Source organism: Aquaspirillum sp., from assembly GCF_055136605.1.
This window is the reverse complement of sequence record NZ_JBSQVP010000027.1, coordinates 1-14,503: the sequence shown is the minus strand read 5'-3', so window position 1 is coordinate 14,503 and position 14,503 is coordinate 1. Positions and strand designations below refer to the sequence as shown.

Below are 14,503 nucleotides of genomic sequence, written 5' to 3'. Positions count from 1 at the left end.
TAAAACATGCGTTTACTTCAAGAATTTAAAACTTTTGCTGCGCGTGGCAATGTGATTGATATGGCGGTGGGGGTCATTATCGGTGCGGCATTTGGCAAAATTGTGTCCTCACTGGTGGCAGATGTGATTACACCGCCGCTTGGTTTATTGTTAGGTGGCGTGAATTTTTCCGCTTTAGCCATCACGCTACAGGCGGCGAGTGGCGATCAGCCGGCGGTGGTGATTGCCTATGGCAAATTCATTCAAACCATCATTGATTTTCTGATTGTGGCGTGGGCGATTTTTCTGGGGCTGAAAGCAGTCAATACCTTAAAGAAAAAGGAAACCCCTCCGCCCGCTGCCCCACCGGCTCCGAGTCCAGAGCAAGTGTTATTGAGTGAAATTCGCGATCTATTGCGACAACAGGCAGAGCAAAAATCATCCAACAAGGAGAAGTAAGTCATGGCACGGATTTGGGCGATTGTGCCGGCGGCTGGTAAAGGGTTGCGTTTTGGTGGTGAGATTCCCAAGCAATATCAGTTGTTGCAGGGCGAGCCAGTGTTGTTTCACACCCTACGCACCTTGTTAGCAGAGCCCGCGATTGAGCAAGTGTTATTGGTCTTGGCGCCCGATGATACGTTTTGCCAACCAGCCGCTTTGGCTGCTGCAGGTCTTCAGTCAACGCGTTTGCGAATTGCGTATGTCGGTGGTGAATCACGTGCTGAGACAGTGGCAAATGGTTTGCGTCAATTGGCATGTCAAGAACAGGATTGGGTGTTGGTGCATGATGCCGCCCGTTGTTGCCTGCCGCCGGCCAGTTTGCGCCGTTTAATTGATGACTTGGCCGATGACCTCAGTGGTGGCATCTTGGCGTTGCCGGTGGCCGACACGCTAAAACGAGCTGATGCACAACAACGTGTGTTAGCAACGGTGGCTCGCGAGAAGATGTGGCAAGCACAGACACCACAAATGTTCCGCACAGCGATTCTTCGTGCCGCACTGGCGCAGGATCCTGCACACTTTACCGATGAAGCTTCTGCAGTTGAAGCTTTAGGTCACCCCGTCAAATTGGTGTTGGGGTCGCCCTACAATTTCAAATTAACCTATGCTGAGGATATGGCTTTAGCTGAAGCGGTGTTAAAGCTCATCCGCACAACCTAGAGAGTTGATGTCGTGAAATCGATGCCTGCTGTGGTGGTTGAGGCCATTCGGGCCCTACAGCCAAGAGAAATTGAATGTGTCATTCCAGATTTAAATGGTTTGCCACGGGGTAAAGCATTGCCAGCCGAGGCTTTTTTGGCTGGGCAAGAGCTGCGGATGGCGCGCGCTATCGCCATCTATACGGCAACCGGTGATTTTCCTGATGTGAAATATACCGGCGAATCCGACCCCGACATGCAGTTAAAACCAGACTATGCCACGTTGCGCCCAGTGCCGTGGGCACGCACCCCTCGCATGTTGGCGATTCATGATTGTGTTGATTTAGATGGCAAAGAAACGCCTATTGCCTCGCGCCAAGTGCTAAAAAATGTGCTGCGCCAATATGCAGCGCATGGCTTACAGCCGATTGTGGCGCCTGAACTAGAGTTTTATTTATTTGCGCTGAATCCCGACCCCAACCAGCCCTTTAGCCTGCCGCTAACCCGTGAGGGTCGCCAAGAACAAGGCGCATCGGCTTTTACTTTTCATGCTCTGAATGCGTTTGATGGGTTCTTCGATGAGCTATATCAGGCTTTACCGTTATTAGGTATTCGATCTGATACTTTTGTTCATGAGTTAGGCCCGGGGCAATTTGAAATCAATTTATTGCACGGCGATGCTTTAGATTTAGCCGATCAAACGTTTTTATTTAAATATGCTCTGCGTGAAATTGGCTTGAAACATAATCTTAATGTGGTGTTTATGGCCAAGCCTTTAGCGGGGGCGGCGGGTAGTTCGATGCACCTCCATCAGAGCGTAATTGATACAACGGGGCATAATGTATTTAGTTTGCCAGATGGTCAGCCTAGCGCGTTGTTTTTTCATTTTATTGCTGGCTTGCAGCAATGCCTGCCCGATTTAATGCCAATGCTATGCCCTTCGGTTAACTCGTATCGTCGTTTTGTGCGTTATATGACTGCGCCGGTGAATTTTGCTTGGTCGTATGATAACCGTTCGGCTGGGTTACGCATTCCGCTATCCCATCCCGCTGCCAGACGTGTCGAAAATCGCTTACCGGGAAGTGACGCTAATCCCTATCTGGCTTTGGCTGCTAGCCTTGCTGCTGGTCTGTATGGCATGTTGAATCAACTGATGCCAACGCCTGCTGCCGAGGGGGACATTTACCGCGATGCACAAAACGATGGTCGTTTGGCACGGTCGTTAGACATGGCTTTGATACGGATGGCAGAACAAAAAACCGCAGAACGTCTATTTGGTTCAGCTTTTACGTCAGCCTTTATCGCCGCCAAACAGGTCGAACTCGATGCCTTCCTGAGTGAGATCACCCCGTGGGAACGCCGTTATTTGATTTGATTTTTTATATTTTTGATATTCTTATGTAATATGATTTTGTCTTTTTGATTTGCTGTCTTATTCTTTATTAAACCTTGCTTAAAATAATCCCTACACAGATTGACATATCGCTTTATAATCAGCCCCCGCGCCTATTGCGGGGGCAATTGCTCAATTTACAGCAACGAATCAGCGGCGTTCTGAGGGATTTATGAAGATCAATCTGCCAGTCAGTCAAACAGAGCATTTCTTACAACTGGGAAAACCGATTGTAAGCAAGACCGATTTAAAGGGGCGGATTACCTACGTCAACAGCTCGTTTACTGATATCAGCGGCTTTCATCGTGATGAGTTACTTGGGGCCAGCCACAATATCGTGCGTCACCCCGACATGCCTCCCGAAGCGTTTGCGGATTTATGGAGAGTCATTAAAACCGGACAACCGTGGCGTGGTGTGGTGAAAAATCGCTGTAAAAACGGCGATTTTTATTGGGTAGAAGCCTATGTCACACCGATCACCGAAAATGGCACGATTACGGGTTATATGTCGGTGCGGACACCGCCGAAACGTGAAGATGTGCAAGCGTGCGAGGCTCTCTATCGTGCTGTTCGCGAAAAACAGAGCACATTGCCTGCCACCCCGCTGATTACTCACGGCCGGACGCGGGTGTTTTTATTAGCACAGGCGGTATCTGCCGGACTGTGTTTTATTGCGTCGCCGTTTTTGCCAGATACATGGCAATGGCCAGTTAGTGCTTTGGGCTTGACCTCAGTGGTGATTGGGAGCTGGATGATTCACCACCGTTTGTTTCAGCCCATTCGCGCGACACGCCAAGCATTACAGCGTATTACCGAGGGACAGCTGACCGAACGGGTTGACCCAGCGTTATACAACCGCTTATCTGGCCTGGCGCTCGACATTGAATCGTTGCGCATCAATTTAAGAGCAACGTTTTCTGATGTCGTGTTGTGTGCACAGCGGGTGGAAAGTGAAGCGGATGGGATTCATGCTGAAATGCAGCGTTTGACCAAAGGTTCACAATGGCAAAGCCAGCGCGTGGGGCAAGTGTCTGCTGCAATTGAAGAACTCAGTACGGCGGTAGATGATATTTCCCGCAATACACAACAGGCGCGGCAATTAGCTGATGAAACCAATGTCGCGGTGACGCAAGGTAAACATTGTATGAGTGAATGTTTAGACAGCGCCGGCCAAATTCAGCAAGTGGTCGATACCATGCGCGAGCGTATTACCAGCTTGGCCGGGTCGATTAGTAAAATTGCACAAGTCAGCGATAACATTAAAGCGATTGCCGACCAAACCAATTTATTAGCCCTGAATGCCAGTATTGAAGCTGCACGCGCAGGGGAGGCAGGCCGAGGATTTGCGGTGGTGGCTGACGAAGTGCGTGATTTAGCAGCAAGAACGGCCTTGAGTACTAACGATATTACGCATATTGTGAACAGTATTGAACATGAAACAAAGCTGGCACTCTCCGCGATGGACGAAGCCAGTGTATGCGTGACATCGGATGCACAAAAAGTGCAAAGCAGCAGCGATAGTCTGGATCAAATTGATGCAGCCAATCAGCGTGCGGTCAGTCGGATTCATGAAATTGGCGAAAGAGTCCTGCAACAAGCGGCTGTATCGCATGAAGTGGCCGACAATATGAGTAATTTGAATGCGACGATAGAAGAAGGGACTCAGAGTCTGCGTCGTGTGGGGGATGCGGTGGCCTCGTTAGAGAACGCTGCGCATGATTTACACCGTTTGGTGCAACACTTGGAACGCAACTTGCGTTAACTGCGATATTGGTCACTATGTGGTGGCCAATTGGGAATGCCTTACAGGGAGGACCCCATGAAACAGCCTATTGACTCCCGGCCTTCCGCGCCTGTCATGCCGCATCTTTCCTTATCCGGAAAGACGTCGACCCAAGTCGGTTTTACTGCCGCCTTGCACAGCTTGATGCGCGAGCGCCACTCTGCAGATGTGATTTTGCCACCGCCTTCGGCTTCGGCATTGATTCCTCAAACTGAAAGAGTGATTGCGATTGGTACCTCTACCGGCGGTACCCAAGCATTAGAAACAATTTTGACCACACTACCGGCGGACTGTCCGGGTATGGTGATTGTGCAGCACATGCCAGAGCGTTTTACGGGTGCGTTTGCCCAACGCTTGAACCAGCTGTGCAAAATTGAAGTGTTAGAAGCCAAACAAGGCGACCGTGTGCAACGTGGGCGCGCATTGATTGCGCCCGGTGGTAAGCATTTGGTGTTGAAACGTATTCAAGGTCAATACACCGTCGATGTTGTCGATGGCCCGCCCGTCAGCCTGCATAAACCGTCGGTTGATGTCTTGTTCCGCTCGGTGGCGCGTGCTGCCGGCCAAAATGCTTTGGGCATTATTATGACCGGCATGGGCGATGATGGAGCAAATGGCTTGTTGGAAATGCGCCATACGGGGGCGTTTACCTTGGCTCAAAGTGAAAAAACCTGTGTTGTGTATGGTATGCCAAAAGAGGCGGTTAAACGTGGTGCGGCGCGCAAAACAATTGACCTAAATCAGATAGCCCAAGAGTCGTTGCGGATTTGTCGCGAGGGCTGGCGCAAAGAGTCGTAAGCCCTTGCATTAAACGGCTGAAACGCGGTTGCAGGTGTTGGCGCACTTGTTGCGCATGGTGTTGTAACTGTTCGAAACAAGCACGCTCATCGGGCGTGCTATTTTTTTGCCCATTGTCAGGGCTAACCTCAATCATGCTTAAGGCCTGTTCTGGATCAAGGTTTAACAACACTTTTTGATGGTGGTCTGGGTGATTGGCTAGCGGTAGATCGGCGGTCGTGGCATCACAGAGTAAACCATCGATGATATGAGCAAAAGCAGGGTCGAAAGCGCGCATGGGTTGGCCAATAGCCGCAGCGCACAACTGACGTGCTGTTTTTAATTCAGGAATGGCCGATTCAAGCACGATCTGAACAGGAACAAACGTCTGTTGTTCTGACAGTCGTTGTACGATGGAAATAATCTGTTGGCGTAAGGTGCTGGCGCTGTTCGGCTGGCGATCTAAACAACTGGCATCATTCAGAATGATTAACAGTGCACCTTGTTGGTGCGTCAGGGTGAGGGGCTGGCTGGACGAAGTGGCAAACATGGCAAATCCTTTTTAGGGTAAGCCACCACGACCAGAAACACACATGCCGCCAGTCGCGGCGGCATGGGCTGAGTGTCGAGGGTGTAAATTCGTTAACCGTGACGCAGCATGGCCGCCTGTTGGAGGGGCCACCAATAATAAGCGTATGTGGTGTGGGAACGATTTACGGTATTCATGGCCCCCATCAAACCACCGTTTGCTGTTGCCTGTCAAGCATGACGACTGCCGGTACGAATTTGCGCCGCTAAATTGATCAGGGCGGGGGCTACGACCTCGCGCATATTTTTTTCCTGAAAAGTAAATGTCGGTACGCAGGCATTGAGGCTGAATAATTGGTTATTGGGCAGCTGCAGCGGTACGCCAATCGCACAGACATCTGACTCACATTCGCCAAAGGCTGTGCAATAGCCATCTTCAACAAAGCTACGCTGCGCCAGTCGTAAACGTGCAGCCATCTCTGGCCATTGTGAGTCATAACGGATGGCCATTTTCCGGTCCACGGCTTGCCGTGCCTCATTGTCCAAACTGACGTAATAAGCCCGTCCAATCGCCGTTGTCGCAATAGGGTCGCGTAAGCCGACTGTGAGTTGTACCGAAATTCGAGAACTACTACGGCAGGTTTCCAGATAAACCATATCAATGCCATCTGCGACAGCCAAACTGACCGAGACTTGGTAAGTGTGAGCAAATTCACGCATCAAGGGTTCCGCGTGGGCGCGAATATCAAAGCTTGATAAAAAAGAAGAAGCCAATTCCAACACACCGTAGCCCAAACGGTATAAGCCGCTTTCTGTGTCCTGTCGTAGATAACCCAATTTGATCAGGGTGTAGCACAAACGGGACACCGTAGACTTGGGTAACTGGGTACGCTGGGCCAATTGTTGGTTAGATAAGTTGGCATCATCCGCACGGAACGCCGCCAAAATTTCCAAACCCCGTGCCAAAGCCGTCACAAATAAACGGTCTTTTTCCTCATCATTTCCAACCGCCTCTTCGGTCTGGATATTCATGATTTTTCCTTATTTTTCAAAGATTTTTTAAATATGGGATAGATGTTGTTTATCAAATTTTTGTTGCACTGCGTCATCAACTTGATGACAGAAACTCTTTACAGCTTAGCAGAGAAAGGCTATGTTTTGTTCTGCATTGTAAAACAATGTTCCGCTGTGTGGAACTGTTGCGGTTGCCCGCTTTGCCCTGTTTATTGGAGATTGCTCATGTCGAATGCTCGTCCGGCCTTTCAATGGGAAGACGCCCTGCTGTTAGAAGATCAACTGACTGAAGAAGAACGTATGGTGCGCGATAGCGCCTATGCGTATTGCCAAGAGAAACTGTTGAGCCGTGTCTTAACAGCCAACCGCGAAGAGCGTTTCGACCGTGAAATCATGAGCGAAATGGGCGAATTGGGGCTGTTGGGTTGCACCATCGAAGGCTATGGCTGCGCTGGCCTGTCGCATGTGGCCTATGGTTTGGTCGCTCGCGAGGTAGAGCGCGTGGACTCAGGTTATCGCTCGGCAATGAGCGTGCAATCTTCCTTGGTGATGCACCCCATCTATGCCTATGGCACAGACGAACAAAAAGAGAAATACCTGCCTAAGTTAGCTACCGGTGAATGGGTGGGATGTTTTGGTTTGACCGAACCTGATGCCGGCTCGGATCCTGCCAGCATGAAAACGCGTGCGAAAAAGGTCGATGGCGGTTACATCCTCAAAGGCAGCAAAATGTGGATCACCAACAGCCCTATCGCAGATATCTGTGTGGTATGGGCCAAAGACGACGCCGATGAAATTCGTGGCTTTGTGTTAGAGAAAGACATGAAAGGGCTGTCGATGCCCAAAATTCACGGCAAGTTTTCCTTACGCGCGTCCATCACCGGTGAAATTGTGATGGACGATGTTTTTGTGCCAGACGAAAACTTATTGCCGCATGTAAAAGGGCTGAAAGGGCCTTTTGGTTGTTTGAATAAAGCTCGTTATGGCATCGCTTGGGGGGCAATGGGTGCGGCTGAGTTCTGCTGGCACGCCGCACGTCAATACACTCTCGACCGCAAACAATTCAATCGTCCTTTGGCCGCGACACAGTTGGTTCAGCTGAAGTTGGCCAATATGCAAACTGAAATCAGCTTGGGTTTACAAGCTGCGCTGCGCGTGGGTCGTTTGATGGATGAAGGTCGCGCTGCCCCAGAAATGATTTCGCTGATCAAGCGCAATAACTGCGGTAAAGCGCTGGATATTGCACGCATCTCCCGCGATATGCACGGTGGTAATGGTATTGCCGATGAGTTCCATGTGATTCGTCATGTGATGAACTTAGAGGCCGTCAATACCTACGAAGGCACGCATGATGTTCATGCGCTGATTTTGGGACGTGCACAAACCGGTATTCAAGCTTTCGCTTAATGCACCGCGACGGCGCACTGAAAACCAATTCGGTGCGCCAAGCAAGTTATTAGAGGAAAATTACGGCTTATTTGCCGTAAGCAGTATTTTTTCACCTGAAATTAGCCGATTTTCAGATGAAATCGCCAAAAAATAACTGGCACGGTTCCTGCAATGCAAGACGGGCCATGATTCACAAAAACCAACGACAACCCGTCGCGCTGATCGGCGTTAGGGGAGGCCAAGCAGAAAATGACGCATCCAGACACCCATGCACCGCATGTACGTTTCATCAATGTTCAAAAAACATATGATGGAGAAACCCTGATTGTAAAAAACCTGAATCTTGATGTGCGCCGTGGTGAATTCCTCACCTTATTGGGGCCGTCCGGCTCGGGTAAAACCACTTCTTTGATGATGTTGGCTGGCTTTGAAACCGCAACCGAAGGCGATATTTTGGTGGGTGGCCAGCGTATTAACCGTGTACCACCGCATAAACGCGGCATGGGCATGGTGTTCCAAAACTATGCCTTATTCCCTCACATGACCGTGGCCGAAAACTTGGCTTTTCCGCTTACCGTACGTGGTCAATCTGGCAGCAATGTCGATGAAAAAGTGAAAAAAGCATTGGATATGGTGCGCCTGACCGCCTATGCCGACCGTCGCCCTGCCCAACTATCGGGTGGGCAACAACAGCGTATCGCCTTGGCGCGGGCATTGATTTTTGAACCAGAAATTGTGTTGATGGATGAGCCTTTGGGCGCATTGGATAAACAACTGCGCGAACACATGCAGATTGAAATTAAACATCTGCACGAAAAGCTCGGCATCACCATGATTTATGTGACACACGATCAATCCGAAGCCTTGACCATGAGTGACCGCATTGCGGTGTTCAACGATGGTGTGATTCAACAGCTGGCAGCACCGGCGGATCTTTACGAACGGCCAGAAAACTCGTTCGTGGCACAATTTATCGGTGAAAACAACCGCTTACACGGTAAGGTGGAAGCCCTCTCAGCACAAAGCTGCGATGTGCGATTAACCGATGGTTCGGTGATTCATGCCTTCCCCGTTGTGAAAACACAAGTGGGGGGTGAGGTGAGCCTGTCGTTACGTCCAGAGCGTGTGGATGTGGCCGACAAAGCCGAAACCTTAGCTAACTATGCCAATTGTTTTAGCGCCACCATCGAAGAAATCATTTACCTCGGCGACCATTTGCGTGTCCGCGTTGCCTTGTGTGGTCACGATGATTTCATCATCAAAACCCAAAACAATGATCTTGGTTTTACCCCTGAAGCAGGTCAAACGATTTACGTCGGCTGGAAATTAGAAGACTGCCGTGCGCTTGACCTTTTGCAATAACTCGTACGACCCCGCAACCTCAAGAGGAGTTTCATCATGAAAAAGTTGTCTTATTCTGTGATTGCCCTGTCGCTGTTGGCTGCTAGCGGTATGGCAATGGCTGAACAGTTCACCGTGACCACTGGCGGCGGTGCTTATTCTAACAGCATCCGTAAAGCCTACTTTGAGCCTTACATGGCCAAAACTGGCGACAAAATCGTTGAAGATGTGTGGAACAACGAGATGGCCAAAATCAAAGGCATGGTTGAGAAAAAGGCTGTGAGCTGGGACGCAGTCACCATGGAATCGGCTGACGGGATGCGCGGTTGTGATGAGGGGATTTTGGAACGCATCGACAAACTGGTTGATAAATCCAAATTCTTGCCCGGTTCTATCACCCCTTGCTTTATCGGTTCTATCGTGTGGTCGAATGTGTATGCCTACAACGATAAGAAATTTGCCGGTGCGAAACCTTCCACTATTAACGATTTCTTTGACTTGAAGAAATTCCCCGGTGCGCGTGCGATTCGTAAAAATCCAAAAGTGAACATGGAAATTGCACTGATGGCTGACGGTGTGGCACCGAAGGATGTGTATAAGGTGTTGGCCACTAAAGCCGGTCAAGACCGTGCTTTCAAAAAATTGGATAGCCTGAAAGGTAATCTGAAATTCTGGGAAGCTGGCGCGCAAGCACCACAATTGTTGGACTCTGGTGATGTGGTGATGACCACTGCTTTCAATGGTCGTATTTTCGATGCCGCGAAAAACGAGAAAAAACCATTCAAGATTGTGTGGGATGGTCAGGTGTATGACTTCGATGGTTGGAGTATTCCAAAAGGTGCACCGAAAAAAGATGCTGCAATGAAATTCTTGGCCTTTGCTTCACAGCCTGAAGTCATGGCAAATCAATCGAAATACATTGCTTACGGCCCAACCAACAAAGATGCTGTGAAACACATCAGTAAAGAAGTGTTGCAAGACTTGCCAACCAACCCAGAAAACATGAAGAAAGCCTTACCGGCCAGTGCTGAATTCTGGGCTGACCACTTTGAAGAAATCAACACTCGCTTTGTCTCCTGGCTCGCCCAGTAATCCGTCTTAGCGTGGCGGCGGCGCTTGGCCGCCGCACTACGCCGGAGAGTATGTTATGACTGCATCCACTTTGTCTTCTGCTACCAGTGCGCCGTTATCCGAGGGCACTGGGCTTAGCCTTAAAAAGCGTTTAGCGCGTTCAGAACGGCGACGCAAGCTACAAGCTGCGTTGTTGGTTGCGCCATTGTTGCTGTTTATTCTGTTTACCTTTGCTGCGCCAATTGGCAAGTTGTTATGGCGTGCGGTACATAGCCCTGAAGTGGCTGAAGGTCTGCCAAAAACAGCCCAAATGATTCAGGCATGGGATGGCAAAAGTGTGCCAGAGGAAGCCGTGTTTGTGGCTTTGGCACAAGATTTAGACACCGCTTATGCAGAACAGCGTTTAGCCGTTCCCGCCAAGCGTTTGAACTACGACTCGCCGGGGATGTTGAGCTTGCTAATGAAAGCCGGCCGTAAAGTGGCCAGTTTTGAGAGCGAAAACCTGCGGCAACAGTTTATTGATGCCGACCCACGCTGGGGGGAAGTGGAAACGTGGCGAGTGATTCGCAATGCCAGCAGCAGCTACACCGATTTCTTTTTACTGCGTGCCCTTGATCTGACTCGTTCTGCCAGTGGCGAAATTGTCAGTGTGTCCGACGATGAGGCCATTCATCTCGATATTCTCTACCGCACATTTTGGATCAGTGCGTTGGTGACGGCGGCGTGTTTGGCCTTGTCTTATCCTTTGGCATGGTTACTGGCCAATTTGCCTGCCAAAACCGCCAATTTGTTGATGATCTGTGTGCTGTTGCCGTTTTGGACTTCGCTGTTAGTCCGCACAACCGCATGGATTGTGTTGTTGCAAAACAATGGTGTCGTGAACCAAGTGATGCAGTTGATGGGGTTGTTTGATGCCCCTGTGCAGCTGATTTTTAACCGCTTTGGTGTGGTGGTGGCGATGACCCATGTTTTGCTGCCATTTATGATTTTGCCACTCTATAGCGTGATGAAGAGTATTCCTCCGGTGTATGCCCGCGCTGCAGCCAGCTTAGGGGCGAATCCTTGGACCGTGTTCTGGAAGGTGTATGTGCCGCAGACCTTGCCGGGGGTGGGCGCTGGGTGTTTATTGGTGTTCATTATGGCAGTGGGTTACTACATCACACCGGCTTTGGTGGGCGGGCCGCGTGACCAGATGCTGAGTTACTTTGTGGCACTGCATACCAACGAAACATTGAACTGGAGCATGGCCGCTGCCTTAGCCGCCGTCTTATTTGCCGCAACTTTGGTGCTGTATGCCATCTATAGCCGCCTTGTCGGTGTCAACAACATGAAACTGGGGTAAGAGATCATGGCGCTACCAGATTACGCGGGGATGCCCGAGAAAACGGTGTACTACGGAGTACGAGTCTTATCCGGTTTGGTGTTGTTATTTTTGATCGCACCGATCTTGGTGATTGTGCCGTTGTCGTTTAATGCTGAAGCCTTCTTTACCTATCCGATGCCGGGGTTATCGCTGCGGTGGTATCTGGATTTCTTCGGCTCGGCAGAATGGCAACGGGCGTTATACAACAGCTTGTTCTTTGGGATTGCGACAACGCTGTTGTCGATGTTCTTAGGGACATTGGCTGCCTTAGGTTTGGCGCGACCTGAATTCCCTTGGCGTGGGCCAGTGATGGCACTGATTATCTCGCCGATGATTGTGCCGCTGATTATTGCTGCGGTGGGGATGTTCTTGTTCTACGCCGATTGGGGATTGGTCAACACGCGGTTAGGCATGGTGCTGGCACATACTGCTTTGGCGACCCCGTTTGTGGTGATTACCGTGACCGCAACCTTGACCGGCTTTGATGCGCGATTGTTGCGTGCTGCTGCTAGCTTGGGCGCCAATCCGGTGACCACGTTCCGCCGTGTCACATTACCGATGATTTTGCCCGGCATGGTATCCGGCGGCATCTTTGCCTTTGTGACCTCGTTTGATGAGGTGGTGGTGGCGTTGTTCTTGGCCGGTTCAGAACAACGGACATTACCCCGTCAAATGTGGTCGGGGATTCGTGAACAATTGTCGCCAACGATTTTGGCTGCGGCGACGCTGTTGGTGTTGTTCTCGATTGCCATGTTAGTCACGGTTGAAATGTTGCGCCGGCGTTCGGAACGCCTGCGCGGTATCAGCCAATAAATTTTTTGAATTGATCTTGACCTGCGGAATCAATCCGCATCCTTCTGTGGAGACTGTTATGCCTAGTAATGCTGAATTAAATGCGCGCCGTCTTGCTGCAACCCCGCGTGGTGTGGGGATTACCACTCAGATTTATGCTGAGCGTGCGAAAAATGCAGAAGTCTGGGATGTAGAAGGCCGCCGTTGGATTGATTTTGCGGCAGGGATTGCCGTGCTGAACACCGGCCATCTGCATCCTAAGGTGCAAGCGGCTGTCGCTGGGCAATTAGAGAAATTCTCACACACTTGCTACCAAGTGTTTCCCTATGAAAGCTATGTGGCTTTGGCAGAAAAACTGAATGCCTTGGCCCCTATTAGCGGTGAGAAAAAAACCTTCTTTGTGACCACCGGTGCCGAAGCGGTGGAAAATGCCATTAAAGTGGCACGCGCTGCCACTGGCCGCCCTGCTGTTGTCGCGTTCTCCGGCGCGTTCCACGGCCGCACCTTGTTGACCATGACCTTAACCGGCAAGGTCAATCCTTACAAAAAAGGCTTTGGCCCCTTCCCTGCCGATGTCTATCACGTCCCATACCCAAACAAAGTGCAAGGCGTCAGCGTACAAACCTCGATTCGTTGTTTGGAAGAAATTTTCAAATCTTCCGTCGATCCTGAGCGCGTGGCCGCAATTATTTTGGAACCGGTTCAAGGCGAAGGTGGCTTTAATGTTGCCCCCCCAGAACTGTTCCGCGAATTGCGCCGGATCTGTGACCAATATGGCATTTTGTTGATTGCCGATGAGATTCAAGCTGGTTTTGCCCGTACCGGTAAGATGTTCGCCACGGAATACAGCGGTGTTTCACCAGATTTGATGACGATGGCTAAATCGTTGGCCGGTGGCTTCCCTCTGGCGGCGGTGGTGGGTCGTGCCGAATTGATGGATGCCCCAGCCCCCGGCGGTTTAGGTGGCACTTATGCCGGTAATCCATTGTCTCTGGCGGCGGCACTGGCAGTGATTGATGTGATTGAAGAAGAAAAACTGTGTGAACGCGCCTTGGCGATTGGTGAAAAACTGACCTCGCGTCTGGAATCCCTGCGCGGTGCGGTGCCACAAATTGCTGATGTTCGTGGTTTGGGTGCGATGGTGGCGGTGGAGTTTATGCAAGATGGTAAACCTGATGCCGACTTCACCAAGCGCGTGCAAGCCAAAGCCTTGGAAGGCGGTTTGGTCTTATTGACCTGCGGCACCTATGGCAATGTGATTCGCTTCTTAATGCCGTTGACGATTGAAGACAGCGTGCTGGAAGAAGGTCTGACTATTCTTGAATCGGCCATGAAATCGGCCTAATTGCCCGCTAGGAGCTGACTATGTTGCTGCAACTACAGCGTCCCGAACTGTTACGCCAACAAGCTTATATCAATGGCCAATGGTGTGACGCGGCATCGGGCAACACCATTGCTGTTGATAACCCTGCCACGGGTGAAGTTATTGCCCATGTGCCTTCTTTGACTGCCGAAGAAACCCGCGCTGCGATTGATGCTGCCGATGCTGCATTGCCTGCTTGGCGGGCAAAAACAGCGAAAGAGCGTGCGACGATTTTGCGCCGCTGGTATGAGCTGATGTTGGCGAACCAAGAAGATTTAGCGCGCTTGATGACGGCGGAACAAGGTAAACCGCTGGTGGAATCGCGTGGTGAAATTGTTTACGCCGCAAGCTTCTTGGAATGGTTTGCCGAAGAAGGCAAACGTATCTACGGCGATATGATCCCGAGTCCATTGGCCGACCGTCGCTTTTTAGTGATGAAACAGCCGATTGGTGTCTGTGCCGCCATCACACCGTGGAACTTCCCTTCGGCGATGATTACCCGTAAGGCCGGCCCTGCTTTAGCTGCGGGTTGCACGATGGTGCTCAAGCCTGCCTCGCAAACCCCTCTGTC

14 protein-coding genes are annotated in these 14,503 nt (G+C 50.6%); 12 read left to right on the top strand and 2 right to left on the bottom strand.

Features of this window, described 5'->3' with window-relative positions; translation table 11 throughout:
• The first annotated feature begins 6 nt into the window (after positions 1–6).
• The 5 genes from mscL to ACTBZS_RS06295 all read left to right on the top strand — a co-directional run bounded on the left by mscL (position 7) and on the right by ACTBZS_RS06295 (position 5,092).
• Positions 7–438 carry a large-conductance mechanosensitive channel protein MscL gene (mscL, locus tag ACTBZS_RS06315; protein ID WP_463043595.1) on the top strand — a complete coding sequence of 144 codons (432 nt, stop codon included), beginning with the start codon at positions 7–9 and terminating at the stop codon, positions 436–438.
• 3 nt (positions 439–441) lie between these two features.
• Entirely contained in the window at positions 442–1,140 is a 699-nt protein-coding gene (gene ispD, locus ACTBZS_RS06310) for a 2-C-methyl-D-erythritol 4-phosphate cytidylyltransferase (protein WP_022653541.1), read from the top strand.
• Positions 1,141–1,161: 21 nt separating this feature from the next.
• Positions 1,162–2,493, top strand: coding sequence for a glutamine synthetase family protein (locus ACTBZS_RS06305; RefSeq protein WP_022653542.1), 1,332 nt, complete (start codon positions 1,162–1,164; stop codon positions 2,491–2,493).
• A 190-nt stretch (positions 2,494–2,683) separates the two neighbouring features.
• Positions 2,684–4,273 carry a methyl-accepting chemotaxis protein gene (locus ACTBZS_RS06300; protein ID WP_463043594.1) on the top strand — a complete coding sequence of 530 codons (1,590 nt, stop codon included), beginning with the start codon at positions 2,684–2,686 and terminating at the stop codon, positions 4,271–4,273.
• Between the two features lie 57 nt (positions 4,274–4,330).
• Positions 4,331–5,092, top strand: a complete 762-nt coding sequence (locus ACTBZS_RS06295) for a chemotaxis protein CheB (protein ID WP_463043593.1) — start codon at positions 4,331–4,333, stop codon at positions 5,090–5,092.
• On the opposite strand, the gene ACTBZS_RS06290 is transcribed toward ACTBZS_RS06295, so the two are convergent.
• Together ACTBZS_RS06290 and ACTBZS_RS06285 are read right to left on the bottom strand one after the other, a co-directional pair.
• Complete coding sequence (locus ACTBZS_RS06290) at positions 4,998–5,621, bottom strand: hypothetical protein (protein WP_463043592.1); 624 nt, start codon at positions 5,619–5,621, stop codon at positions 4,998–5,000. The genes ACTBZS_RS06295 and ACTBZS_RS06290 overlap by 95 nt on opposite strands.
• 209 nt (positions 5,622–5,830) lie before the next feature.
• Entirely contained in the window at positions 5,831–6,631 is an 801-nt protein-coding gene (locus tag ACTBZS_RS06285; protein ID WP_460430123.1) for an IclR family transcriptional regulator, read from the bottom strand.
• Positions 6,632–6,838: 207 nt separating this feature from the next.
• Between ACTBZS_RS06285 and ACTBZS_RS06280 the strand changes: the two genes are divergently transcribed.
• The 7 genes from ACTBZS_RS06280 to ACTBZS_RS06250 all read left to right on the top strand — a co-directional run.
• Positions 6,839–8,020, top strand: coding sequence for an acyl-CoA dehydrogenase (locus tag ACTBZS_RS06280; protein WP_460430124.1), 1,182 nt, complete (start codon positions 6,839–6,841; stop codon positions 8,018–8,020).
• A 231-nt stretch (positions 8,021–8,251) separates the two neighbouring features.
• A complete protein-coding gene (locus ACTBZS_RS06275) occupies positions 8,252–9,364 on the top strand; it encodes an ABC transporter ATP-binding protein (protein WP_022653548.1) in 1,113 nt (370 codons plus the stop codon).
• A 36-nt stretch (positions 9,365–9,400) separates the two neighbouring features.
• Entirely contained in the window at positions 9,401–10,435 is a 1,035-nt protein-coding gene (locus tag ACTBZS_RS06270) for an ABC transporter substrate-binding protein (protein WP_022653549.1), read from the top strand.
• A 55-nt stretch (positions 10,436–10,490) separates the two neighbouring features.
• Positions 10,491–11,756 carry an ABC transporter permease gene (locus ACTBZS_RS06265; RefSeq protein ID WP_460430125.1) on the top strand — a complete coding sequence of 422 codons (1,266 nt, stop codon included), beginning with the start codon at positions 10,491–10,493 and terminating at the stop codon, positions 11,754–11,756.
• 6 nt (positions 11,757–11,762) lie between these two features.
• Positions 11,763–12,590, top strand: a complete 828-nt coding sequence (locus ACTBZS_RS06260) for an ABC transporter permease (RefSeq protein ID WP_022653551.1) — start codon at positions 11,763–11,765, stop codon at positions 12,588–12,590.
• Positions 12,591–12,648: 58 nt separating this feature from the next.
• Positions 12,649–13,914 (top strand): 4-aminobutyrate--2-oxoglutarate transaminase, encoded by a 1,266-nt coding sequence (gabT, locus tag ACTBZS_RS06255; protein WP_022653552.1) that lies wholly within the window; start codon positions 12,649–12,651, stop codon positions 13,912–13,914.
• A 23-nt stretch (positions 13,915–13,937) separates the two neighbouring features.
• Positions 13,938–14,503 (top strand): aldehyde dehydrogenase family protein (locus tag ACTBZS_RS06250; protein WP_463043591.1); only part of this gene is annotated, 566 nt, incomplete at its 3' end.